Here is a 23870-nt window from a genome sequence, read left to right on the forward strand (position 1 = left end):
TTGCTAGCCGACCCGCTGGACGGCGCCGAAGCGATCGACGGCGACCTGGACCGCGGCCTGCCGCGCATCGGCCACCTCGTTCTCCTTCAGCGTGCGATCCGCCGCCCGGAAGCGCAGCGCGAACGCGAGCGACTTCTTGCCCTCGCCGATCTGCTCGCCGGTGTACAGATCGAACAGCCGGACCGACTCCAGCAGCTCGCCCGCGCCCTCGGCCAGCGCCGCCTCGACCTCCGCCGCGGCCACGTCGGCCGGGACGATCAGCGCCACGTCCTCCTTGGCCACCGGGTACGACGAGAACGGGTGCGCCGCGATCGACGACGGACCCGCCGTGATCAGGGCCTCCAGGTCGAGCTCGACCGCACTCGACCGCGCGGGCAGCCCGAACGCCTGGCACACCTTCGGATGCAGCTCACCGGCATGACCGACGACCTTGCCGTCGACGGAGAACTCCGCGCACCGGCCCGGGTGCCACGGGGCCACCTCACCGTTGCGCACCTTCGGCTCGACGCCGACGGCCGACGCGATGGTCCGGGCGAGCTGCACGGCGTCGGCCCAGCTGACCGGCTGACCCTTGCCCCACCAGCCCGTCGGCGTCCGCGAACCGGTCAGCACCACCCCGACATGCAGCGGTTGGTCCGGGAGAGCGTCGTTCAGGGTCTGGATCTCGGCATCGCTCGGGCGATGCTCGACCGGCAGCAGCGGCGCCGGCTTCGACTCGCCCTTGGGCAGGAACACCAGACCGGTCTGGAAGATGGCCAGGTCGGTGGCGCCGCGGCCGGCGTTCCGCTCGGCGGTGCGCAGCAGCGTCGCCAGCAGCATGGTCTGCATCGACGGCTCTTCGTCCGACAACGGATTGACCAGCTTGACCGTCGTACGCCGGGGGTCGTCGGCGGGCAGGCCCATCGCGTCGAAGTCCGCCGCACCGGTGAACGGGTAGGACACGACCTCGGTCAGGCCGGCTCCGACCAGCGCGGTGGCGACCCGGCGGCGACGGCGCTGCGCCACAGTCAGGCCCTGACCACCCGGCGCGGGCGGAAGGATCGACGGGACGTTGTCGTAGCCGAACAGGCGAATGACTTCCTCGGCGAAGTCGTTCGGATCATGCAGATCCGGCCGCCACGACGGCGGCGTCACACTCAGCAAGTCGTCCCCGCCCACCTCAGTCGCCGGCGCGTGCACTCCCGCCGCAAGCGGTGCCGGCACGGCACCTGCAGGGGCGGGCTCGACAGTGCAGCCGACGGAGCGCAGGTGCCGCAGGGTCTCCTCGATGGTGATCGAGGCTCCGGCGACTCGGGCCGAGTGGTCGGCGCGGATCGTCGTCGGCTCCGGCAGTGCGTGGGTGTCGACGACGGTCTCGTCGGCCTCGAGCGTGCCGCCGGCCAGGTCGACGAGCAGGTCGGCGACGCGCTGCGCGGCGTACCGCGGCAGCAGCGGGTCGACCTCGCGCTCGAACCGCCGGGACGCCTCGGACGACAGCTTGTGCCGCCGGGACGCGCGAGCGATCACGATCGGGTGGAAGTGCGCGGCCTCGATCACCACGTCGGCGGTCGCGTCCGAGATCTCGGTGGACGCACCACCCATCACGCCGGCGACGCCGATCGGGCCGGAGTCGTCGGTGATCAGCAGGTCCTCGGCGTCCAGCTCGCGGGTCTGGTCGTCCAGCGTCATCAGCTTCTCGCCGGGGGTCGCCCGGCGTACGACGATCTCGCCGCTCAGCCGGGCCTTGTCGTAGCCGTGGATCGGCTGGCCGAGCTCGAGCATCACGTAGTTGGTGATGTCGACGCCGATCGAGATCGGCCGCATCCCGGACGCCAGCAGCCGCTTCTGCATCCAGCGCGGCGACAACGCCTTCGGGTCGATGCCGGTCACCGTGCGGGTGACGAACACGCTGCACGCCGCGGCGTCGTCCACCCGCACCGGGTAGCCGCCCTGGCCCGAGCCGGTCAGCCTCAGACCGGCCGGATCCTTGAGCTCCACGCCGTACGCCGTGGCCGCCTCGCGCGCGACGCCACGGATGGACAGGCAGTAGCCCCGGTCCGGAGTGACTGCGATGTCGAGTACGTCGTCGCGCAGGGCGAGCAACTCGATCGCGTCGTCACCCGGCACGGCCTCACCCGGCTCCAGGACGACGATGCCATGCGTGCCGTCGTCACCGAGACCGAGCTCCGAGCTGGAGCAGATCATGCCACTGGAGACATGGCCGTACGTCTTCCGGGCGGAGATCGCGAACCCGCCCGGCAGCACCGCACCGGGCAGCACGACGACCACCAGGTCGCCGACCTCGAAGTTGTTCGCACCGCAGACGACCCACTGCGGCTCGTCCTTGCCGATGTCGAGCGAGCACCAGCGGATGGTCTTGCCGTTCTTCTGCGGCTCGTCGTCGTACGTCAGCACCTTGCCGACCACGAGTGGCCCGGTCAGGTCCGACTCCTCGACGGTCTCGACCTCGAGGCCGGCCCGGATCAGCTTCTCCCCGACGTCACGGCCGGTGACCTCGGCCGGGAGGTCGACGTACTCATGAAGCCATGACAGTGGGACCCGCATCAGATCTCCATCCCGAACTGGCGGCTGAACCGCACGTCGCCCTCGACCATGTCCCGCATGTCCTCGACCCCGTTGCGGAACATCAGCGTCCGCTCCAGGCCCATCCCGAAGGCGAAGCCGGAGTACCGGTCGGTGTCGATGCCGCAGGCCTGCAGGACGCGCGGGTTCACCACGCCGCAGCCGCCCCACTCGATCCAGCCCTCGCTGCCACAGGTGCGGCACGGGCGGTCCGGGTTGCCGACGGACGCGCCGCGGCAGACGAAGCACTTCAGGTCGACCTCGGCCGACGGCTCGGTGAACGGGAAGAAGTTCGGCCGCAGCCGGGCCTCCAGGCCCTCGCCGAACATCGACACGACGAAGTGGTCGAGCGTGCCCTTCAGGTGCGCCAGCGTGATGCCCTCGTCCACCACCAGGCCCTCGACCTGGTAGAAGACCGGCGTGTGCGTCGCGTCCAGCTCGTCGGTGCGGAACACCCGCCCCGGGACGACCACGTAGATCGGCGGCTTGCGGGTCAGCATCGAACGGGCCTGTACCGGCGAGGTGTGGGTCCGCAGCACGGTTCCGGAGCCGGCCGGCTCGACGAAGAAGGTGTCCTGCATCTGCCGGGCCGGGTGGTCCGGCAGGAAGTTCAGCGCGTCGAAGTTCAGCCACTCGGCCTCGACCTCGGGGCCTTCGGCGACGTCCCAGCCGAGCGCCGTGAAGACGTCAGCGACCTGCTCCGAGATCAGCGACAGCGGGTGCCGGGCGCCGAGCTCCGGGGTGTGCCAGGGCAGCGTCGCGTCGACCCGCTCGGTGGCGAGCATCCGCTCCTCGTGCTCTGCCTCCAGGACGGCGAGCCGGCCGGCGAAGGCCTCGTTGATCGCCTTCCGGGCCGCACCGATCCGCTGCCCGGCCTCCTTGCGGGCCTGCGGCGGCAGCGCGCCGATCTCCCGGTTCGCCAGCGCGATCGGCGACTTCTCGCCGAGATGCGTGCCCTTCGCGTCCTGCAGGGCGGCCAGGTCGGCCGCCTCGGTAAACGCCTTCAGCGCCTCGTCGCGGGTCCGCTCCACCTCTTCGGCGTGCAACGGCGTCACTTCGACCGGGTCGTAATCAGTGTTGGGACCGGACATGGCTCGCTCTCGATTCGGAACTTCTGCGGATTGCAGTCTAGGAACCTTGACCCGCCAAGCGTGAATCGGCTGTCCATCCAGCGGCGACCCGCCCCGGCACTGGAGTGCCGGGGCGGGGTTGGGATCAGGAAGGCGTGTCGGCGGTCGCTGCCGCCGCCGGCTCCTCCGGCGCGTTGTCGCTCCGGCGCTTGGGCAGCACGAGCAGCGCGACCACGGCACCGGCCAGGGCGCCGATCCAGCCGACCGTCATCGAGATCGACATGGCCTTGGTGAAGGCGGTGCGCGCGGCGTCCAGGAAGTCCGGGCCGAGCGCGATCGTGTCCGCGATCGACTTGCGGGCCTGCTCCGGAACCGAGTCCGGGAGCGATGAGGAGTAGGCGGCCGCCAGGACACTGCCCAGTACGGCGACCGACAGCGCCGCACCGGTCTGCTGGACGGTGTCGTTCATGGCCGAGCCGACACCGCGGTGATCGGCCGGGACCGCCGACATCAGCAGCGTGTACGCCGCAGGCCCGGCCAGACCGCCGCCGACACCCATGACCAGCAGCCCGACGATCAGCAGGCCATAGCCGGTCGAGTCGGACACCTGAGTAAGGATCCCGAAGCTTCCCGCGATGATGGCCAGACCGATCACGATCAGCGTCCGGTCCGCGAGCTTCTTGCCCAGAGTCGCCCCGAGACCGTTGAACACCGTGGCGGCAACGGCGTACGGGATCAGCGCCAGACCGGCCTTCAGCGGGGTGTAGCCCAGCACGAACTGCAGGTACTGCGTCAGTGCGAGCAGCAGCCCGCCGGCAGTAAAGGAGAGCAGGACGATCGAGAAGCTCGTGCCACTGAAGTTGCGGTCCCGGAAGAGCCCGAGCGGCACCATTGGGTGCGCACTTCGCTTCTCCCACAGGGCGAACCCGGCCAGACCGATCACACCGACCACCAGGCCGCCGAGCACCTTGGCCGAGCCGATCCCGTCGGCCGGGATCGAGATGATCGCCCAGACGATGGCCGCCATTCCGATGATCGACAGCACGGCACCGGCCGGGTCGACGTCCCGGGCCGGTCCGCGCGACTCGGGGATCAGAGCGATGGTGCCGATGATCGCGAGGATCGCGATCGGCACGTTCAGCAGGAAGATCGAGCCCCACCAGAAGTGGTTCAGCAGCACGCCGCCGACCGTCGGCCCGGCCACCACACCGACCATCGCGACCATCGACCAGCCGGCCATCGCCTTGCGCTGCTCCTCCGGCGGGAACACCGTGAACAGCAGTGACAGCGTGCTCGGCATCAGCAGCGACCCGCCGACACCCATCAGCCCGCGGCACGCGATCAGCTGCCACGGCGTCTCGGCCAGCGTGGCCAGCACGGACGCCGCTCCGAACAGCGCGAGCCCGAGCAGCAGCATCCTCCGCCGGCCGAACCGGTCGGACAGGCTGCCCGCGGTCAGCAGCAGGCCGGCGAACGCCAGGATGTAGGCGTCGATCACCCACTGGATGTCGGCCGGGGTCGCCTCCAGATCCCGCATCAGCGACGGGATCGCCAGGTTGAGCACGGTGTTGTCGACGACGAGCACCAGCAGGCACAAGCACAGGATCATCAGGATCCACCAGCGTCGCGGATGACCGGTCGCGGTGGACTCGAACGGTGTACTAGTCACTCGCACACTGTACGACAAGCTCGTACGGTGTGCGAGTCCTGAGTAGGATGACCGCATGAAGGAACCGATCTGGACCCGGGAACGCAAGGCACCGCCGCGCGAGACGCTCAGCCGGGAGCAGATCGTGAAGACCGCCATGGGGATCCTGGACTCCGAAGGCGTGACCGGGCTGAGCATGCGCAAGCTGGCGGCCAGGCTCGATGCCGGCGCGACCAGCCTCTACTGGCACGTGCCGACCAAGGACGATCTGGTCGACCTGCTCATCGACGAGGTGTGGGGCGAGATCGACGTGCCAGAGCCGGAGCTGGCCGGGTGGCGGAGCGGGGCGTTGCTGTTCGGGCACAGCATGCGGTCGGCGCTGTTGCGGCACCCGTGGCTGCCCGAGGTGATGTACACCCGGCCGAGTCTCGGCCCGAACGCGATGTCGCTCGGGTCCCGCGGCCTGGTGCTGTTCGAGGCGGGCGGCTTCTCCGACCACGACATCGACCTGGCGATGAGCAGCGTGATGTCGTACGTCCTCGGCACGGTCAGCGCCGAGGTCGCCACCCGCGAGATGGTCCGCAAGTCCGGCCGGTCCGAAGAGACCTGGGTCAGCGAGATGATGGAACAGGCCCAGGCAGTGGCCAGTGAGTACCCGGAGATGCAGAAGTCGGTCCGCCGCCGCACCTCGCTCGGCCTCGACTCCAGCCTCACCGAGAACTTCGTCTTCGGCCTCGACGCCCTCCTCGACGGCCTCGCAACCCGCGTTACGAAGTAGCGGTACGGCGTTGGGCGCGGGCTGAGGCGTAGAGGCAGATGGCTGCGGCGGTGGCGAGGTTGAGGGACTCGGCTCGGCCGTAGATCGGGACCTTCACGGAGAGGTCGACGACGGAGTTGATGTTGTCGGGCAGGCCGTGGGCCTCGTTGCCGAACAGCCAGACGGTGGGCTTGGCGAGGGTGCCGTCGTCGATACAGGTGTCCAGGTCGGTGGCGCCGTACCCGTCGGCCGCCAGCACCTGCAGGCCGTGCTCGCGCCAGGCTTTGACGGCTTCGTGGATGTCGACGTCGGTCGTGATCGGCACGTGGAAGATGCTGCCGACGCTGGCCCGGACCGCCTTCGGGTTGTGCGGGTCGACGGACTCCGACGACAGCACGACGGCATCCGCGCCGGCTGCGTCCGCCGTACGGATCAAGGTGCCGACGTTGCCGGGATCACGGACCTGCACGCCGGCCGCAACCAGCTTCGTCGTGGGTCCCAGCTCCAGTTCGACGTTCACCAGCGAGCAGACGGCGACCACGCCTTGCGAGGTGACCGTCTCGCTCAGAGCCTCGATGGCGGCCCGGTTGACCTCGAACCACGCGACGCCCGCAGCACCGGCCAGATCGCGGAGATCGCGATGGCGGGTGGCCACGTCAGGTTCGGCGTACACCTCGAGGACGAGTTCGCGGTGCTCGAGGGCCTCGCGGACAGCCTGCGGGCCCTCGACCAGGAACCGGCCGGCCTTGCGCCGGAACGCACGTGTGGCGAGCCTCCGGGCCTGCTTGATCCGCACGGACTGTGCGGTCAGCAGACCAGGGCTCGCCACTCGAGTGCTACTTGAAGGGGTGGTGGATCAGGCCGCGGCGTCGCTCTTCGGCGCGTTCACGTCGGCCGGCAGGGCGGCCTTGGCCACCTGCACCAGCGCGGAGAACGCGGCCGGGTCATTGACGGCCAGGTCGGCGAGGATCTTGCGGTCCACCTCGACCTCGGCCAGCCGCAGACCCTGGATGAACCGGTTGTAGGTCAGGTCCTCGGCCCGGACCGCGGCGTTGATCCGCTGGATCCACAGCTTGCGGAAGTCGCCCTTGCGCGCCTTGCGGTCACGGTAGGCGTAGACGAGCGAGTGGGTGACCTGCTCCTTGGCCTTGCGGTACAGCCGCGAGCGCTGGCCGCGGTAGCCGCTGGCCTGCTCGAGTACGACCCGGCGCTTCTTGTGGGCGTTGACTGCCCGCTTCACGCGTGCCATGAGGTGTTACTCCTTGTATTTCTGCGCCGGAGACGGACTGGGCCCACTCGGCGGGGATGTTCGGGGGGAAGGGCGGTGCTCAGATGCCGAGAAGCTTCTTGGCCTTCTTCGCGTACGACGGCGCGACCTCGACGGTGCCGCTCAGACGGCGCTTGCGCTTGGACGACTTCGCCTCGGCGAGGTGGCGGATACCGGTCTGCTCGCGGCGGATCTTGCCCGAGCCGGTGACCCGGACACGCTTCTTCATCCCCGAGTGGGTCTTCATCTTCGGCATGGCTGTTGTGCTCCTGATTTTCTTTCGTTGACTCGATCTTCGGTGGACGGTGCTCCGGCAGTCCCGACGGGCGGCCGGAGCGTCTCGTCACTCCGGGTCGAGGTTGTCTGCCGGACCCTTCGGCTTCTTCGTGGTGCCGGCGGCGCGCTCGGCCTCGTGGGCCTGCACCTGCTCGGCGCGCTCGGCGCGCTCCGCCTCGTGCTCGGCGTCACGCTCGGCCTGCTTCTTCGCCTTCTCGGCTTCCACATCCACGCGCGCCTCGGACTTCTTCTTGTGCGGTCCGAGCACCATGATCATGTTCCGGCCGTCCTGCCGCGGCGAGGACTCGACGAAGCCGAGCTCGCTGACGTCCTCGGCCAGCCGCTGCAGCAGCCGGAAACCGAGCTCCGGCCGGGACTGCTCGCGTCCACGGAACATGATGGTGATCTTGACCTTGTCACCGGCACGCAGGAACCGAACGACGTGACCCTTCTTGGTCTCGTAGTCGTGCGGGTCGATCTTCGGCCGCAGCTTCATCTCTTTGATGACCGTGTTGGTCTGGTTCCGGCGGGACTCGCGCGCCTTCTGCGCGGTCTCGTACTTGTACTTGCCGAAATCCATCAGCTTGCAGACCGGAGGCCGGGCGGTCGCCGCGACCTCGACGAGGTCGAGATCGGCCTCCTGTGCCAGCCGAAGTGCATCCTCGATCCGGACGATGCCTACCTGCTCACCGTTCGGTCCGACCAGTCGCACCTCGGGAACGCGGATGCGCTCGTTGACGCGCAGTTCAATGGTGATGGGTCCTCCTGGGTTGTGCTCGTTTCGGTGCCACCTCGTGATCGCGGCGAGGGCCGGGAACAGCAAAAGGCCCTCGTGCGATTCACACGAAGGCCCAATTCCCAGATCGACGACGCCCCAACCCCTCCGGGTGGTACGCCGTACGTTCGCTTCGAATCTCCGGATGTCCTCCAGAATCTCTCAGCGTGACCGGGACCCGCCGACTGTTCATCGACTGGGTGGGAGGTGGCCCTCCGCTTAGACTTGAACCTCTGGATCGCCCCGAATATTCCGCTCAGGGGTCACCATCAGACCAGGTCGGTCGCCATGTAAGGGTAACAGCATGACCGACTCAGGTGCCACTTCGCAGTCCGGCCCCACGCCCGACCCGCTGTCGACGGTATCGCGTGACATCGCCGACGTACCCAGCGTGGAGATCATCTCGACCGCTGCCCTCCACCTGATGAGCGCCGCCGCCGTCCAGCTCGGCCTGGCCGAAGACCTCCCCGACCACAAGGACCTCGACGAGGCCCGCTCCCTCATCGACGCCCTGGCCGGCCTGCTCGACGCCGCCGCCCCCAGCCTCGGTCACCACCACGCCGCCCCGCTCCGCGACGGCCTCCGCTCCCTCCAACTCGCCTTCAAGGAATCCTCGACCGTCCCCGACGAGCCAGGCCAAGGCCCCGGCGAGAAGTACACCGGCCAAGTCCACCCGACAGCTGCCGGCAGGTAAGTCGAGCAGACCGAGCTTTCGCACCCGGTCCTGACCAGTCGTCGAGATTGACGGCGGAGCGAAGGTCAGCCTTTGACGGCGCCTTCTTCGACGCCTTTGAAGAAGAAGCGTTGGAGGGTTGCGAAGACGATGACGATCGGGATGAAGGCGATCATCGTGCCTGCGGCGATGAGGCGGGGGTTGTTGCTGAAGGTGCCGGACAGGTACTGCAGGCCGACGGTCAGCGTGTACTTGTCCGGGTCGGTGAGCACGATCAACGGCCAGAGGAAGTCGTCCCAGGCGCCGATGAACGCGAAGATCGCCACCACGCTGATGGTTCCGCGCACCGACGGCAGACCGATGTAGACCAACCGCTGCCACGCGTTCGCGCCGTCCACGATCGCGGCCTGATCCACCTCGATCGGCAGCGACCGGAACGCGTTGTACATCAGCAGCACGTTCAGCGCGCCGATCATGCCGGGCAGCGCTACGCCGAACAGCGTGTTCGCCAGTCCGAACTCCCGCACCGTCACGTACTGCGAGATGATCGTGACCTCACCCGGCAGTACGAGCGTGGCCAGGAACAACCCGAGCACCAGCTTGCGGCCGCGGAACTGCAGCCGGGACAACGCGAAGCCGGCCAGCGACGCCCCGAGGACGTTGCCGCCGACCACAAGTACGGCGACCACCAGCGAGTTCCGCGCGTAGTCCCAGACCGGGATCGTGTCGGTCACGGCTTTGTAGTGGTCGAACGTCGGCTGGGCCGGCAGCAGCTTCGGGATCCGGGTGTAGATGTCCTCCCCGGATCCCTTCAGCGAAGTGGACAGCTGCCACAGGAACGGCCCGATCGTGATCAGCAGTACGAACACGAGCAGCAGGTACCGGACCACCTTCTCCCGCGGCGAGACGGTGTTGAACCCGAAGGATCCGCGACGGCGACCGGCCGGAGGACCCGACGTCTCCTTGACCACAGGCCGCGCCGGATCGGTGACAGTGGTCATGCTTCCGCTCCTCTGCGGTTCAGCCGGGCCAGCACCAGCATCGGTACGACGGTGACGAAGAACAGCACGATCGACAGCGCCGACGCGTACCCGAGGTTGCCCTCGAAACCCTGGCTGTACTGCTGGATCAGCATCACCACCGAGTTGTCCCGGCCACCCGGACCGCCCTTGCCGCCACTGAGGATGAACAACTCGGAGAACACCCGCAGCGCCGACACCGAGATGAGGATCGAGATCAGGATCATCGTCCCGCGTACCCCCGGCACCGTCACATAGAAGAACCGGCGGACCGGTCCCGCACCATCGACCGCGGCCGCCTCGTGCAGCTCACGCCCGACGTTCCCGAGGGCGGCCAGGTAGATGATCATGTAGTACCCGAGCCCCTTCCAGATCGTCAGACTGATTGCGCTGAGCAACAACAGCCACTGGTCGGACAGGAACGGCAACGGGCCGGAGATGACTCCGAGCTTCTCGGCCAGCCCGTTGACCAGACCGCGATCGTCCAGGATCCACTGCCAGATCAGCGCCACCACCACGGCCGAGGCCACCACCGGGGTGTAGAACGCGGTCCGGAAGAACGTGATCCCGGGCAGCTTCTTCTCCACCAGTACGGCGAGCAGCAGCGGGAAGACGGTCAGGAACGGCAGGCACACCACCATGTAGATGACGCTGTTCAGCAACGCCCAGCGCAACTGCTCGTCGTGCAGCAGGGTCTCGAAGTTCTTCAGCCCGACGAAGGTGCCGCCGCCGATCGGCCTGGCGTTCGTGAACGACAGGATGACGGTGTTGATCGACGGCCACAGGTTGAACACCAGCAACCACGTGAGTGCTGGGATCACCAGCACCCACGGGGTGAACCAACGGTTGTACCGCATTACTGCGTGAGAAGCTGGTTGGCCTTCGCCACCGCCGCGTCGAGGGCCGCCTGCGACGACATCTTGCCCGAGATCGCCAGCGAGATCTGCTGGCCGATGAAGTCGTTGGTCGCGCCACTGATCACCGGCGGCTGCAGCACCTTCGCCTTGGCCAGCGACTCGAACGCGAGCACCTTGGCGTCGCTCTCCGGCGTACCGTCACTCTTCGAGAAGTACGGGTCCGAGGCGGAGGCCTTGGTGGACGGGAAGATGTTCACGATCTTGGCGAACGCCGCCTGGTTCTCGGCGTTGGTGACGAACCGGGCCAGCGCGATCGCGGCCGCCTGGTTCTTGGTCTTGGCCGACACCGACAGGCCCTGCACGTACAGCGGCGGGGTGTCCAGCGCGGGCGACGGGACGACCTTGCCCTTCAGCGACGGGTTGTCCTTCTGGAAGTCCTGGATCGCGTTGCCGCCGCCGGTGGTCCAGGCGACCTTGCCCTGCGTGAAGAGCTTGGAGTTGCCCAGGTACTCCTGGGTCAGGATGTCGCGGGGCAGGTAGCCGGCCTTGTAGGCGTCGCGGTACTTGTCCAGCAGCGCGGCGGCCTCGGGGGTGTTGAAGACGAACTTCTTGCCGTCGTCGGACACGATCTTCACGCCGGCGTTGGTGAAGTCACCGATGCCGGGCAGCCGGCTCATCAAGTACTCCTTGCCGCCGGTCTTGTCGTGCATCACCTTGGCGGCCGCGAGCAGTTCGTCGAAGGTCTTGGGCGAGTTCTTCACATCGAGCCCGGCCGCGGCGAACTTGGTCGCGTTCCAGTAGTCGATATCGGTGTTCAGGTACCACGGGTAGCCGAAGGTGCCGTCCAGGCCCTGGTACTGGTACGCCTGCACGCCGCCCTCGACGTACTCCTCGGCGAGCTTCGGGTCGGCGGCCGCGACGTCGAGCAGCATGTTCTGCTTGGCCAGCGAGAGCGCGAAGTCCGGCGGGAGGTTGGTGACGTCCGGCAACTGGCCGGCCGACGCCTGGCTCAGCACCTTCTTGTCGTAGCCGTCGCCCGGCTGGTCCAGCCAGGTCACCTTCGTGCCCGGGTACTTCGCCTCGAACGCCTTGATCACACCTTCGACGTACGACGTGAACTTCGGCTTCAGGGCCCAGGTCTGGAAGCTCACTTCGCCGGTCACCTGGGCGTTGGCGTCGACGGTCGGCTTGGCGCCGCTACTGCCGGACTCGTCCGACGAGCCGAGGCCACAACCGGCCAGAGTGAGAGCCGCAGCGGCAAGAGCTGCCACCGGAGCCAGATGACCTCTACGCATGGATTCTCCTGGGTTTGATAAACCGGTATAGCTCCTGCACTATCCGGGATCGTAGAATCCGCTGTCAAGGCCCGAGTCAGCCTCAAAAGGAGGTAGGTAGCACGTGGTCAGACCGACGATCGCTGATATTGCGATCCGCGCGGGTGTGTCCAAGGGGGCGGTGTCGTTCGCGTTGAACGGGCGGCCCGGGGTCAGCGACGCGACCCGGGAGCGGATCCTGAAGATCGCCGAACAGATGAGCTGGCGGCCGCACAGCGCGGCGCGGGCGCTCGGCGCGTCCCGGGTCGACTCGGTCGGGATGGTGATCGCCCGGCCGGCCCGCACGCTGGGCGTGGAGCCGTTCTTCGCGCACCTGCTGTCCGGCGTGCAGTCCGGGCTGTCCGCGGAGTCGATCTCGCTGCAGTTGCTGATCGTCGAGGACACCGCGACCGAGATCGAGGTGTACCGCCGGTGGGCCTCGGAGCACCGGGTCGACGGCGTGATCCTGGTCGACCTGACGGTCAAAGACCCACGGATCGACGAGCTGAAGGCGCTTGAACTGCCGGCTGTCGTGATCGGCGGCCGCGGCGGCAAGGGCGCGCTCGCCTCGGTCTGGGCGGATGACCGGGACGCGATGCTGTCGATCGTGGAGTACCTCGCCGCCCTCGGCCATCGCCGCATCGCCCACGTCGCCGGTACGCCGCTCTTCCAGCACACCGTGCGCCGGATCCGGGCCGTCAGGGACGCGGCACCCCGGCTCGGACTGGTCGATGCGCCGTCGCTGACGACCGACTTCAGTGACGCCGAGGGTGCCGCGACGACCCGCAAATTGCTGTCCCAGGCGAACCGTCCGACCGCGATCGTCTACGACAGCGACGTGATGGCGGTGGCCGGCCTCGGGGTGGCGATGGAGATGGGTGTCTCGGTGCCCGGCGACCTGTCCATCGTGGCCTTCGACGACTCGATCCTGACCCAGTTGATGCACCCGGCCCTGACCGCGCTGTCCCGCGACACGTTCGAGTTCGGCCGGCAGGCGGCCGAGGTCCTGCTCGAGGTCATCGCCGACCCAGCCCAGACCATCAACCGCCGCACCGCCGACCCGGTCCTGACCGTCCGCGAGTCCACCGCTCCCCCACCCCGTCAGGTGGGTTGACCCACCGCACGGTGGGTTGACCCACCGCACGCCCTGGGTGAACCCACACTCTGATGGGCCCACCCACCAAACGGGGCGGGAGGGGGAGCGTGGTTGCCGTGGTTGCCTAAACCGATTTAGCATCCTCATCATGCTCTCGGATCCCGTCACGCCCAGGTTCGGCGCGAACCACGTACCGTCGGCCGGGTGGTTCTACAGCTGGCTCGACTACGACGGTGACGCGGTACGGCGGGACTTCGCGGATCTGGCCGGGATCGGCATGGACCACGTCCGGGTGTTCCCGGTCTGGCCGTGGATCCAGCCGAACCGGGCGATCATCCGCGCGCGGGCCATCGAGGATCTCCTCGACACGATCGACGCCGCCGCCGAGCACGGGCTGAGCGTCGCCGTCGACCTGATCCAGGGCCACCTGTCCAGCTTCGACTTCCTCCCGTCCTGGGTCCTGACCTGGCACAAGACCAGCCTGTTCGAGGATCCCGCGGTCCGCGACGGCCTGACGACGTACGTCGACACCGTCGCCCGCGCGGTCGCGACGCGGCCGAACGTCTTCGCGATCACGCTCGGGAACGAGGTCAACAACCTCTGGCCGGACAGCGCGACCACGCCCGAGACCTCGACCGGCTGGGCACAGGATCTGCTGACCACGCTGAAGAAGGCGGCACCCGACGTACTCGCGCTGCACTCGGTCTTCGACGATGCCTGGTACAAGGCCGACCACCCGTTCCACCCCGTTGATGTCGTGGAGCTGGGTGACCTGAGCACTGTCCACTCGTGGGTTTTCAACGGGGTCTCACGAGTGGACGGTCCCCTCGGGCCGGCCACGCTCAGCCATGCGGACTACCTGGTGGAGCTGGCCGCGGCCACCTCGCTCGATCCACGACGACCCGTGTGGCTGCAGGAGATCGGCGTACCCGGGCCGGACATCCCGGTGGACCTTCAGGCCGAGTTCACCCGGCGGACGGTTGAGCTGGTCGTCCCGAACCCGGCACTGTGGGGCGTGACCTGGTGGTCGTCGCACGACATCGATCGCAGGCTGCTGGACTTCCCGGACCGTGAGTACGACCTGGGTCTGTTCACCGTGGACCATCAGCGGAAGCCGGCCGCCCAGGCCCTGGCGGACGTGATCGCCGAGGTACGAGCGAACGGCGTACAGCTGCAACCGGAGGCAACCACACTGACCGCGCCGGCCAACCTGCGCACCGAGCCGCACCGCCGTCCGGAAGTTGCCCCCGGCAGCGAATTCCACCGGCAGTGGGTCGCCGCCCGCTCCAACGGTCCCGTCCGGATCGTGCTGCCCTAGGACTTCCGGTTGATCAGGACCTCGATCCCGTCCAGGATCCGGGTCAGCCCGAACTCCAGGTCGTCGTCGACGCCGTCCTCGTACTCCTGGTTCGTGTAGAGCGCGGTCATCATCGGGTAGCCGCCCTCGATCAGCCGCGGCACCAGGAACCTGCCGACCTGCTCGGCCTGCACCGGGGTGTTGTCGCTGGCCTCGAGTTGGCGGACCAGGCTCGCGTGGTTGCGGGCGTATCCGTTCAGGATCACCAGGCAACCGAGGTTGTCGTGCTGGCTGAGGCCGGTGCTGTCCAGCGCCGCGAGCATAACCTCGACCCAGCGGAGCTGGTTCGGCGTCACCGGCGCGCCGCGGATCGGGATGTCGAGCAGCCAGGGGCGTTCCGCGTACCGGTCGACCTGGGCGTGCACCCAGGCGGTCGCGGCCTCCCGCCAGCCGGACGGCAGCTCGGGCGGCGGCCCGAAGGCCTTGTCCTGGACCAGCACGATCAGCTCGTCCTTCGACCGCACGTAGCGGTACATCGCGTTCGTACTGACGCCGAGCCGGGCCGCGATCCGCTGCAGTGACACCGCCTCGAACCCGTGACTGTCGCCGAACCCGATCCCGGTCGCCACGATCTGCTCGACCGACAACGCCGGCTTCGGCCCGCGCCGCTGCACCGGCTGCACGCCCCAGGACAGGGCGAGCCCCGGCGGCAACTCTCCGCGGTCCTCGGTCATGCCCTCCATCTTCGCGCATGACGGCCCCGGTCAGAGGGGTGCTAGCACCACCGCTGAAACGGGTCCTGAGCACCGGGTGGAGAAAACTGTTCAGCCCATACGCTGTTTCTCGTCCGGACACCCCGTCAGGACAACCCCTCGAAAGGAATCCGCCGATGAACACCATGCTCGAACCGCTGCTGCTGCCGAACCAGGTCGACCTGAGCGAGAACGACCGCCGTACGGCGGTAGCCAAGCTCGACCGGGCCGTCCGGAAGGGCACCCTGACCCCGCCGCAGGCCGGCGACCGGCAGGACCTGCTGCTCGAGGCCCGCACCCGCGGTGATCTCCACCAGGTCTTCGACGGCATGGCCGACGCGCTCCCGCCCCGCGGTCTCACCGGCGCGCTGCGAGCGGTCAGCGCCGTCTGGCTGCTCACCTGCGTCGTGCAGTTCGTGATCTGGGTGGTCCTGGCCGCCTTCGGTCACTTCGACTGGCCGTGGTGGCTGTGGTCCGACATCGGCCTGGGCCTGGTCGTGGCCGGTGTGTGGTGGACCAACGAGTCCTACTACCGCACGACCGATGTGCTGGTCACCCAGTGAGCGCCCCGGTCCAGCTCACCGATGTCCGTAAGGTCTACGGCACCGGCACCGGCCCCGGCGCGGTCACCGCGCTGGGCGGTGTCACCTACGGCTTCGAGGCCGGCACGTTCACCGCGGTGATGGGCCCATCCGGCTCCGGAAAGAGCACGCTGCTGCACTGTGCCGCCGGCCTCGACACTCCGACGTCCGGCGACGTACACCTGACCGGCCGCTCACTGCGCGGGCTGGACGAGACCGCTCTGACTGAGCTGCGGCGCGAGCACGTGGCGTTCGTCTTCCAGTCCTTCAATCTGATGCCGGCTCTCACCGTCCGGCAGAACGTCGTACTGCCGCTCATGCTGGCCGGGAAGTCGCCGGACGAGGCATGGGTGTCCGAGGTGATCCGCCGGGTCGGACTCGGTGACCGCACGCGGCACCGGCCGAGCGAGCTGTCCGGTGGCCAGCAGCAGCGGGTCGCAATCGCCCGGGCGCTGGCTGGACGCGCCGCGATCACGTTCGCGGACGAGCCGACCGGTGCGCTCGACACGGTCACCGCGCTCGACGTTCTCGCCCTCCTCCGCGACCAGGCCCGCTCACTCGGGCAGACCGTCGTGATGGTCACCCACGACCCGGTCGCGGCGTCGTACGCCGACTGCGTCGTCTTCCTCGTCGACGGTCAGATCGTCTCGGAGACCGTCCACCCCACCGCAGAGGCCGTCGCCGCGGAGCTCGCCCAGCTCAGCGCCGGCCGCTACTCACCGTCGGAGACCTGAATCATGATCCGCCTGGCCATCACCACCCTGCGGTACCGCACCGCCGCCTTCCTCGCGATCCTCATAGCCGTGCTGCTCGGCGGCGCCCTGCTCAGTGCGGCCGGCGGACTGCTCGAGACCGGCCTCCGGCTCAACGCACCGCCCCAGCGCCTCGCTGCCGCGCCCGTCGTCGTCACCGGCGACCCGGCGTACCACCCGCCCAACGGTTCCGGCTCAGCCGCGTTCCCCGAGCGCCACCGCGTCGACGCCGACCTGGCGGACAAGCTCGCCGGTACGCCGGGAGTCGCGCAAGCGATCGCGGATCGCTCGTTCCCTGCCGTGATCGCGCCCGATACGGACGCGCTGACCGGGCATGGCTGGGCGTCCGCACCGCTGACGCCGTACCAATTGACCGCCGGTCGCGCACCGCAGACGGGCCAGGTCGTGCTCGATCAGCGCCTGACCGGCACATCCAAGCCCGGTGACCGGATCAGCGTGACTGTCAACGGGCAGCCACGGACCTTCACTCTCGCCGGAATCGCGACCGCTCAGCGTCAGGTCGACGTACCGTCGGTGTTCTTCGCCGATGCGGACGCGGCCCGGCTGGCTCCCGGGGCCGACGCGATCGGCGTCTTCCCGGCGGCCGGGACCTCGGCGCGTGACCTGGCCAAACGACTCGACCTTCCCGACGGCATCAAGGCGTACGCCGGGGACGACCGGGGTGTCGCGGAGTACAGCGGGATCGCGACGAGCCTTCCGCTCATCATCATGTCCGGCGTCTTCGGTGGGATGGTGGCCGTGGTGATGGCACTCGTGATCTCGGCGACGATCGGGCTGTCGGTCCGGCAACGCCGGCGCGAACTCGCACTCCTGCGGGCCAGCGGCGCGACGCCGCGGCAGGTCGCCAAGATGGTGATCGCCGAGACGATGGTGGTCGGGGTGATCGGGCTGGTCCTCGGACTGCTGTGCGGCCGGTTCGCCGGTGACTGGATCTTCGGGATGCTGGCCGATGGCGGGATCGTGCCGTCGCAGCTGCGGTTCGACCAGGGCCCGCTGCCGTTCGCGGGTGCGGCTCTGTTGACCTTCGCCGTACTGCGGATCACGGTCGGCTTCGCGGCCGGGCGGGCGGCTCGGATCCGTCCGATCCAGGCGCTGGCGGAGGCCGCCGTACCGGAGGTCGCGCTGGGACGCGTCCGGTTGATCATCGGCGCGGTGTTCGCGGGAGCGACGGTGTCGATCGCGATGTCCACACTCTTCATGAGTCCGACCAACGCTGCGGCGATCGGCGGGCCGGCGGGTCTGACCGGATCCATCGCGGTCGCGATCCTCGCGCCGCTGGTGATCCAGCGGGCGCTCGTGCCCCGGCTCACCGCGCTGATCAACAAGCGCGGGACCAGCGGAGTTCTCGCGGTGATCAACCTGCGGGTCCGGGCCGTCCAGTTCGCTGCGATCCTGATCCCGATCACGATCGCCACGACCATTGCTCTCGGCAACATCTACGCGCAGACCACCCAGCAGAAGGCGGCCGTCGAGGCGTACACGGACAACCTGGCCGCGGACGTCGTCGTGACCAGCACGTCCGGTGGGATTCCCGCCGCATTGACCGACAGCGCGCGGTCCCTGCCCGGGGTCACCGCGGTGTCCGAACTGGTCCGCAGCAAGGGCTGGATCGAGGAGCCGTACGACACCTCGCACACCAGTGACGCCTGGCCGCTGCTCGGTCTGAGCGGGCCGGTCTACAAGGGCGACGTCACGAAGGGTTCGCTGGACGACCTGACCGGCGACACCGTGGCGCTGCCGCCCGGTACGGCGAAGAAGCTCAAGGTCGACGTCGGGTCGGAGATCGGGCTGCGCCTGGGCGACGACGCTTTGGTGAAGCTCAAGGTGGTCGCTCTGGCCAAGGGCCCGTCCGGCTACGAGTCGATCCTGCTACCGGCCGCACTGCTGGCCTCGCACACCACGTCCGGGCTCCCCAGCCAGCTGCTGCTGAAGACTCACGACAAGGACGCCACGATGAAGTCGATGGTCCTGGCGGAGTGGCCGGGAGCGACCGTCGGCGGCCGGGACCTGCTCACCGATGGGTACGACGCCGGCCTCGGGGTCGACGCCTGGATCGGGTACCTCCTGGCCGGGATCGCCGTCGCCTACACGGCGATCGCGTCGATCAACACGATCGCGGTCGCGGTCCTGGACCGGCGGCGGGAGTTCGGGCTGCAACGGCTGACCGGCTCGACCCGGCGGCAGGTGAGCCGGATGCTGACCCTCGAAGGTCTCGTGATCGCGGCGCTCGGTCTCGTCCTCGGACTCATCGCGGCGGCGTTCACCGTGCTACCGATCGCGGTCGCGACTCGCGGCTGGCCGATCCCGTCCGGTCCGGCCTGGATCCTGCTCGCCTGGGTGGCCGTGGTCCTGCTGCTGGTGCTGCCGACCACCGCGATCACCGGCCGGATCGCCCTCCGCTCGAAGCCAATGGACGCGCTCAGCTCACCCGTGGGCTGACTCGATCCACGGTCACCCGTCGGCTGACTGGATCCACGCGAAGCCGCCGTCTTCCAGGCGTACCACCTGGAGGCCGGCGGCCAAGCGCCGTACGTCGTCGGTCTCGATCACTCCGGTCGCGGGACCGGCGATGTCGAGGACGATCGCGGCGGCCCCTTCCTGGATGGCCGCGGTCGCGACCAGTTGGGCCTGCGCGGGCATCGGCCGGGCGTCCGGGCTCCACCGGGTCAGGCTCTCGGTGCCAGTGAAGGCCAGAAGTGCGTTCCGACCGTCCTGCCCCTGCAGCAGTGCGACCGCCATGTCCGAGGTCTTGTCGTGCGCCAGCCCGTTCTCGTCGTACTCGACCTCGCCGAGCATCGCCACCACGGGCACCAGCAGTCGTGCCCGCGTCAGCGCTGCCAGGGTCGCTCCGTGATCACGCTCCGCGAGCGCACGGGCCAGCGCCGGGTCCGCCGAGCCGTCGTCGTTGTCGAACCCGGTGAAGGCCAGTCGGCGTTGTGGAGGCTGCACCCCGTCATTGTCCCCGGCGTACCCCCACCACTCATCAACCGGGCCTGACCAGCGCTGGCGGACGCGCATCTGAGCGTGCCGGGGACGCTGACACCGCAGTTGGTGAGTGCTAGGGGTCCGGAGCGGGGTTTCAGGGTGGTGTCAGGGCTCTTCCCCTCTTGGTTCCGCGCCGGACTGTGCGAGCCTGGGTATGTGCCTGACTTCAACGATCTGACGCTGCTGCCGTTCTGTGTGGGCCTGACCCTGCTCGGCCTCATCGGCTCGTGGACCGCCTGGCGGCGCCGCGGGGCGGCGGCCGGCACGCGTGGAGTGGCCTGGTCCCTGTTGCCGGTGTCGCTCTACCTGACCGGGCTGCTGGAGCTCGTCTGGGACGTGGTCCGGTCGGCCGTCAGCTGGGTCACGCACCTGATCTTCTCCCCCACGGTGTGGGCCGGGGTCGCGCTGTTCGGCGTCTCGGTCGTGCTGTACGTCGTGTCCGGCGTGGCCAAGGGCCGGCGCGGCGACACAGTCAAGGCACCGAGAGCCGAGAAGAAGCCCGCCTCGCCCGCGGGTGAGCTGACCGCCACGGGTCCCGCACCCGCGTCGGCCGCTCCCGCCAAAGCTGCCAAGCCCGCCAAGGGGTCGAAGGCGAAGCAGCAGGAATCGTCGGAGTTCGACGAGATCGAGGACATCCTGAAGCGCCATGGAATCAACTGACCGCCCCGCTGACCACGGGACCCCCCTGACCATCGACGCTCTGCTGGACAACGTCCAGGCCGCACCACCCCGGCTCGGCCGGACCCGGCTGATCGGCATCGACGGACCGGCCGGCTCCGGCAAGACCAGCATCGCCGCGAAGATCCAGGCCCGGGCCGAGGCCCGCGGACTGCGCACCGGCATCATCCACATGGACGACCTGTACGACGGCTGGACCGGAGCCGTCCGCGGATTCGGCCTGCTCCGCGACCACGTCCTGCAGCGGATCGCCGACGGCCGCGAGGGCCGCTACCGCCGCTACGACTGGCACCTCGGTGCGTACGCCGAACTCCACGTCGTACCGGTCACCGTCGAACTGCTCGTGGTCGAGGGCGTCACCTCGTGCGACCGCGACGCCGACCGCTGGCAGTCGTTGCGGTTGTGGGTCGAGACCTCGAACGAGGTCCGGCTGGACCGCGGCATCGCCCGCGACGGCGAGGCCCTGCGCGACCACTGGCTGGAGTGGATGCGCTGGGAGCGCGACCACTTCGCCGAGCAGGAGACCCGTTCCCGCGCGCACGTCATCGTCGACGGCGACCCGTCGGTCCCGCACGACCCGGCGCTGGAGATCATCCCGAAGTCGGTGGCACTCCCGCCGCACGACTCGGCGGCCTCCTGACCACGATCAGCCGCGCGCCGGGATGGTGGGTCCACGCCCCCGCGGGGGCGTGATCGAGGTACTGCACCCGAAGCTCCGCCATGTAGTCGTCGCCGCGCGCCAGCGCGAGCGCCCGCATCGGTCCGGCGCGGTGAACCGCATCGAAGTACGTCGCCGCGTCCGGATGAGTCATCTGGTGCGAGACCACCTCGTCCCGCTCGATCTCCGCGCCGGCCAGGGCCGGGACGAGTTCGTCTTCCCAGGGACGCCCGGCGCTGTCTCCGACGACCGAGTCCAGGAGGGCGAACGGACCGGTTTCCTCGGCGACATCAGGCCAGTAGACAACGCACAGGCGGCCGCCCGGACGCAGTGCGTCGTACCACGAGACGATGGCGGACCGCGGATCCGGCAGTTGCTGCAGTCCGAAGACGGAGACGACGGCCGCACAGGAAGCCAACCAGCGCGGATCGAGAGAGGCGGCGTCACTGTGGACGAGCTCGACGTCAGCATCCGGCAACCTGCCGGCGCGCTCCTTGGCCAGCCGCACCATCCCCGCCGACAAGTCGATACCGACGATCCTCCGCCCGGGAAAGCGTGGGGCGAGCAGCTCGAGCTCGGGGAACGTGCCGCAGCAGGGCACCAGGATCGGGCCGTCGGGTACGTCGCCCACGGCGTCGACCGCGGTCCTCACCCAGGGTGCGAAGCGCGGGACGAAGTACACCTCGTAGCCGGCGGCCGCCTCGTCCCAGCCCCGGGCGATCCTCGCGAGGCGGTCGTTCACGGCTCCTCCAGCCCGTCCCAGGACCAGCGCGGAATGCTCATGCCCTCGGCCACATCGTCGGTGGTGTGGTGATACATCGTGTTCCAGGTCGCCCAGGCGAAGTAGTCGTGCAGCACCCCGCGCAGGCGGTCGTCCCTGTCGAGACCGGCGTCGACCAGCGCCTCGTCGAAGCGGTCGACCGCCCGGCGGTTCATCTCGTCGTGCTCGCCGTTCCCGCTGTGGATCCGGACCACTGACGTCTCGTCCCCGTAGATCCCGGAGTACGCCGCCGGTCCGCCGAGCGCCTCGCTCCAGTACGCCGCCAGCCGCTCGGTGTGATCCGGGCGGAACCCATGGCTGAACGCGTGGCTCACGACCTCGTCGGCCATCACCCGTGCATGCCACGCGTGCGCCAGCCGGAGAATCCCCGTTGTCCCACCCGCAGCCTCGAAGACTGTCGTCATGCCGATGAGTCTTGCACTGCCCGCCGACAGTCGTCGAGACGATCGCGGACGTGAGCCCGTTCGGGTTCCGACCCGGCCAGCTCGAACGCTTGCTTGTACGCCGTTGTTGCCTCTGGCAACCGGTTGAGCCGGTGCAGGAGGTCGGCGCGGGCCAGCGCGTAGGGATGGTAGATCCGCAAGCGTGGCTCGTCGGACAGCTCGTCGAGCAGGGCCAGACCTGCCTCGGCGCCGTCGCGCATCGCGACCGCGGCGGCACGATTGAGCGCGACCACCGGGGACGGGTCTATCGCGATCAGGACGTCGTACAAGGCGACGATCTGGGACCAGTCGGTGCTTGCGAAGTCACGCGCCTCGTCGTGCAGGGCGGCGATCGCGGCCTGGACGGCGTACGGTCCGGCCGGGCCGCCCGTGAGCGCGGCGACCACCAACTCGCTGCCCTCAGCGATCATCTCGCGATCCCAGCGGCTGCGGTCCTGGTCTTCGAGCAGGACGAGTCCGCCGGCGGGGTTGCTGCGCGCGTCACGGCGGGCATGGACGAGCAGCATCAGGGCGAGCAGGCCGGTGACCTCGCGCTCGGCCGGCAGCAGACGGTGCAGGATCCGGGCCAGCCGGATGGCCTCCTCGGCCAGGTCGAGCCGTTGCAGGTACGGACCGGAGCTGGCGGCGTACCCCTCGGTGAAGACCGAGTAGATCACCTGCAGCACTCCAGGCAGCCGCTCCGGCAGCTCATCCGGACCGGGCACTCGGAACGGGATGCGTGCCCCGCGGATCTTCGTCTTCGCCCGGACGATCCGCTTCGCCATCGTCGCAGTCGGCACGAGGAACGCCCGCGCGACCTCCGGCGTACTCAACCCGGCCAGGCAGCGCAGCGTCAGCGCACCGCGGTCCTCGGCGGCCAAGGCAGGATGCGCACAGGTGAAGAACAGCTCCAGCCGCTCGTCCGCCAGCGCGCCGTCCGCCGACGGGACCGGGTCGGCGCGGTCGGCCTCGACCTGCAGTACGGCGAGCTTGGCGGCGTACACCTGGTCGCGTCGTAACCGGTCTACCGCCTTCCGACGCGCGGTGGTCATCAGCCAGCCGCCGGGGTTCGGCGGGACCCCATCGACCGGCCACCGCACCAGCGCCGCCTCGATCGCCTCGGAGGTGACCTCCTCGGCCAGGTCGAGGTCGCCGAAGCGCCGGGCGAGCGCGGCCAGCAACCGGCCGCGCTCCTCCCGGAAGACCTCCTCGACCTGGTCCATCCTCAGAACTCCGCGACCGGCCGCACCACGACAGATCCGCCACCCCGCGAGCCCGGGCACTTGGCGGCCCAGTCCAGCGCCGCGTCCAGATCCGGTACGTCGACCACGTAGAACCCGCCGAGCACCTCACGGGTCTCGGCGTACGGACCGTCGGTGACGGTGCGCTTGCCGTCGTTGGCGACCTGGACCCGGGTCGCGGTGACCAGATCGGCCAGCGACTCGGCGGCAACGACGACTCCGGCGTCCTGGATCTCCTTGTCGAACCGCATCCAGTCCTCGGGCTCGCAGCCGACCACTCCGCCGCTCACGTCGAGCTCACCGGCGTTGATCAAGAGCAGATACTTCACAGTGGAACCTCCTGTCAGCGTGTGTACAGCATCTCCACGAACGGGCGCGCGACCTATGGA

25 protein-coding genes are annotated in these 23870 nt (G+C 69.0%); 9 read left to right on the forward strand and 16 right to left on the reverse strand.

All coding sequences use genetic code 11. From position 1 onward, the window contains the following. Positions 1–3: 3 nt before the first annotated feature. From E0H75_RS24980 to E0H75_RS24990, 3 genes are all read right to left on the reverse strand, one after another. The gene (locus tag E0H75_RS24980; protein ID WP_131516104.1) at positions 4–2544 is read right to left on the reverse strand and encodes a phenylalanine--tRNA ligase subunit beta; all 2541 of its coding nucleotides are present in this window, start codon (positions 2542–2544) and stop codon (positions 4–6) included. After that, positions 2544–3653, reverse strand: coding sequence for a phenylalanine--tRNA ligase subunit alpha (gene pheS / locus E0H75_RS24985; RefSeq protein WP_131516105.1), 1110 nt, complete (start codon positions 3651–3653; stop codon positions 2544–2546). The genes E0H75_RS24980 and pheS overlap by 1 nt, the downstream gene beginning before the upstream one ends. Before the next feature lie 124 nt (positions 3654–3777). After that, positions 3778–5301 carry an MFS transporter gene (locus E0H75_RS24990; RefSeq protein WP_238163259.1) on the reverse strand — a complete coding sequence of 508 codons (1524 nt, stop codon included), beginning with the start codon at positions 5299–5301 and terminating at the stop codon, positions 3778–3780. Positions 5302–5356: 55 nt separating this feature from the next. Between E0H75_RS24990 and E0H75_RS24995 the strand changes: the two genes are divergently transcribed. Beyond that, positions 5357–6058 (forward strand): TetR/AcrR family transcriptional regulator, encoded by a 702-nt coding sequence (locus tag E0H75_RS24995; protein ID WP_131516107.1) that lies wholly within the window; start codon positions 5357–5359, stop codon positions 6056–6058. Here the strand turns inward: E0H75_RS24995 and E0H75_RS25000 are convergent. The 4 genes from E0H75_RS25000 to infC form a co-directional block, all read right to left on the reverse strand. Beyond that, the gene (locus E0H75_RS25000; RefSeq protein ID WP_131516108.1) at positions 6048–6866 is read right to left on the reverse strand and encodes a TrmH family RNA methyltransferase; all 819 of its coding nucleotides are present in this window, start codon (positions 6864–6866) and stop codon (positions 6048–6050) included. The two genes, E0H75_RS24995 and E0H75_RS25000, sit on opposite strands and share 11 nt — an antisense overlap. A 27-nt stretch (positions 6867–6893) precedes the next feature. Then, entirely contained in the window at positions 6894–7286 is a 393-nt protein-coding gene (rplT, locus tag E0H75_RS25005) for a 50S ribosomal protein L20 (RefSeq protein WP_131367113.1), read from the reverse strand. 79 nt (positions 7287–7365) lie between these two features. Beyond that, entirely contained in the window at positions 7366–7560 is a 195-nt protein-coding gene (rpmI, locus tag E0H75_RS25010) for a 50S ribosomal protein L35 (RefSeq protein WP_131367115.1), read from the reverse strand. 87 nt (positions 7561–7647) lie between these two features. Then, a complete protein-coding gene (gene infC / locus E0H75_RS25015) occupies positions 7648–8379 on the reverse strand; it encodes a translation initiation factor IF-3 (protein ID WP_131516608.1) in 732 nt (243 codons plus the stop codon). A 280-nt stretch (positions 8380–8659) separates the two neighbouring features. Here infC and E0H75_RS25020 point away from each other — a divergent pair, with 280 nt between their 5' ends. Beyond that, a complete protein-coding gene (locus tag E0H75_RS25020; protein ID WP_131516109.1) occupies positions 8660–9049 on the forward strand; it encodes a DUF1844 domain-containing protein in 390 nt (129 codons plus the stop codon). Positions 9050–9114: 65 nt separating this feature from the next. On the opposite strand, the gene E0H75_RS25025 is transcribed toward E0H75_RS25020, so the two are convergent. From E0H75_RS25025 to E0H75_RS25035, 3 genes are read right to left on the reverse strand one after another with little or no spacing between them, the layout of a single operon-like run. After that, positions 9115–10029, reverse strand: coding sequence for a carbohydrate ABC transporter permease (locus E0H75_RS25025; RefSeq protein ID WP_131516110.1), 915 nt, complete (start codon positions 10027–10029; stop codon positions 9115–9117). Further along, the gene (locus E0H75_RS25030; RefSeq protein WP_131516111.1) at positions 10026–10904 is read right to left on the reverse strand and encodes a carbohydrate ABC transporter permease; all 879 of its coding nucleotides are present in this window, start codon (positions 10902–10904) and stop codon (positions 10026–10028) included. The genes E0H75_RS25025 and E0H75_RS25030 overlap by 4 nt, the downstream gene beginning before the upstream one ends. After that, a complete protein-coding gene (locus tag E0H75_RS25035) occupies positions 10904–12199 on the reverse strand; it encodes an ABC transporter substrate-binding protein (protein ID WP_131516112.1) in 1296 nt (431 codons plus the stop codon). The genes E0H75_RS25030 and E0H75_RS25035 overlap by 1 nt, the downstream gene beginning before the upstream one ends. Before the next feature lie 103 nt (positions 12200–12302). Between E0H75_RS25035 and E0H75_RS25040 the strand changes: the two genes are divergently transcribed. Both E0H75_RS25040 and E0H75_RS25045 read left to right on the forward strand, forming a co-directional pair. Beyond that, positions 12303–13331 carry a LacI family DNA-binding transcriptional regulator gene (locus E0H75_RS25040; protein WP_131516113.1) on the forward strand — a complete coding sequence of 343 codons (1029 nt, stop codon included), beginning with the start codon at positions 12303–12305 and terminating at the stop codon, positions 13329–13331. Between the two features lie 130 nt (positions 13332–13461). Beyond that, complete coding sequence (locus tag E0H75_RS25045) at positions 13462–14631, forward strand: glycoside hydrolase 5 family protein (RefSeq protein ID WP_131516114.1); 1170 nt, start codon at positions 13462–13464, stop codon at positions 14629–14631. Here the strand turns inward: E0H75_RS25045 and E0H75_RS25050 are convergent. Continuing rightward, a complete protein-coding gene (locus E0H75_RS25050) occupies positions 14628–15344 on the reverse strand; it encodes a TetR/AcrR family transcriptional regulator (protein WP_131516115.1) in 717 nt (238 codons plus the stop codon). The genes E0H75_RS25045 and E0H75_RS25050 overlap by 4 nt on opposite strands. A 155-nt stretch (positions 15345–15499) precedes the next feature. On the opposite strand from E0H75_RS25050, the gene E0H75_RS25055 reads away from it, so the two are divergent. Genes E0H75_RS25055 through E0H75_RS25065 form a run of 3 tightly spaced genes read left to right on the forward strand, consistent with a single transcriptional unit; the run spans position 15500 to position 19155 of the window. Further along, positions 15500–15925 carry a DUF1707 SHOCT-like domain-containing protein gene (locus E0H75_RS25055; protein WP_131516116.1) on the forward strand — a complete coding sequence of 142 codons (426 nt, stop codon included), beginning with the start codon at positions 15500–15502 and terminating at the stop codon, positions 15923–15925. Next, entirely contained in the window at positions 15922–16677 is a 756-nt protein-coding gene (locus E0H75_RS25060) for an ABC transporter ATP-binding protein (RefSeq protein ID WP_131516117.1), read from the forward strand. The genes E0H75_RS25055 and E0H75_RS25060 overlap by 4 nt, the downstream gene beginning before the upstream one ends. A gap of 3 nt (positions 16678–16680) precedes the next feature. After that, complete coding sequence (locus tag E0H75_RS25065; protein WP_131516118.1) at positions 16681–19155, forward strand: FtsX-like permease family protein; 2475 nt, start codon at positions 16681–16683, stop codon at positions 19153–19155. Between the two features lie 12 nt (positions 19156–19167). Here the strand turns inward: E0H75_RS25065 and E0H75_RS25070 are convergent, their stop codons facing one another. Then, a complete protein-coding gene (locus E0H75_RS25070) occupies positions 19168–19665 on the reverse strand; it encodes an SseB family protein (RefSeq protein WP_238163261.1) in 498 nt (165 codons plus the stop codon). A gap of 192 nt (positions 19666–19857) precedes the next feature. Here E0H75_RS25070 and E0H75_RS25075 point away from each other — a divergent pair, with 192 nt between their 5' ends. After that, the gene (locus E0H75_RS25075) at positions 19858–20361 is read left to right on the forward strand and encodes a hypothetical protein (RefSeq protein ID WP_131516120.1); all 504 of its coding nucleotides are present in this window, start codon (positions 19858–19860) and stop codon (positions 20359–20361) included. Continuing rightward, entirely contained in the window at positions 20348–21019 is a 672-nt protein-coding gene (locus tag E0H75_RS25080) for a uridine kinase family protein (RefSeq protein ID WP_131516121.1), read from the forward strand. The genes E0H75_RS25075 and E0H75_RS25080 overlap by 14 nt, the downstream gene beginning before the upstream one ends. Here the strand turns inward: E0H75_RS25080 and E0H75_RS25085 are convergent. The 4 genes from E0H75_RS25085 to E0H75_RS25100 are packed head-to-tail and all read right to left on the reverse strand — an operon-like array spanning position 20970 to position 23810. Continuing rightward, positions 20970–21779 (reverse strand): class I SAM-dependent methyltransferase, encoded by an 810-nt coding sequence (locus E0H75_RS25085; RefSeq protein WP_131516122.1) that lies wholly within the window; start codon positions 21777–21779, stop codon positions 20970–20972. The two genes, E0H75_RS25080 and E0H75_RS25085, sit on opposite strands and share 50 nt — an antisense overlap. Then, positions 21776–22222, reverse strand: coding sequence for a globin domain-containing protein (locus E0H75_RS25090; RefSeq protein WP_131516123.1), 447 nt, complete (start codon positions 22220–22222; stop codon positions 21776–21778). Before E0H75_RS25090 ends, E0H75_RS25085 begins: the two co-directional genes overlap by 4 nt. Then, entirely contained in the window at positions 22219–23463 is a 1245-nt protein-coding gene (locus tag E0H75_RS25095) for an RNA polymerase sigma factor (RefSeq protein ID WP_131516124.1), read from the reverse strand. The genes E0H75_RS25090 and E0H75_RS25095 overlap by 4 nt, the downstream gene beginning before the upstream one ends. Before the next feature lie 2 nt (positions 23464–23465). Then, positions 23466–23810, reverse strand: coding sequence for a YciI family protein (locus tag E0H75_RS25100; protein ID WP_131358228.1), 345 nt, complete (start codon positions 23808–23810; stop codon positions 23466–23468). Positions 23811–23870 lie beyond the last annotated feature (60 nt).

This window comes from Kribbella capetownensis (assembly GCF_004331485.1).
GTDB classification, from domain to species: domain Bacteria; phylum Actinomycetota; class Actinomycetes; order Propionibacteriales; family Kribbellaceae; genus Kribbella; species Kribbella capetownensis.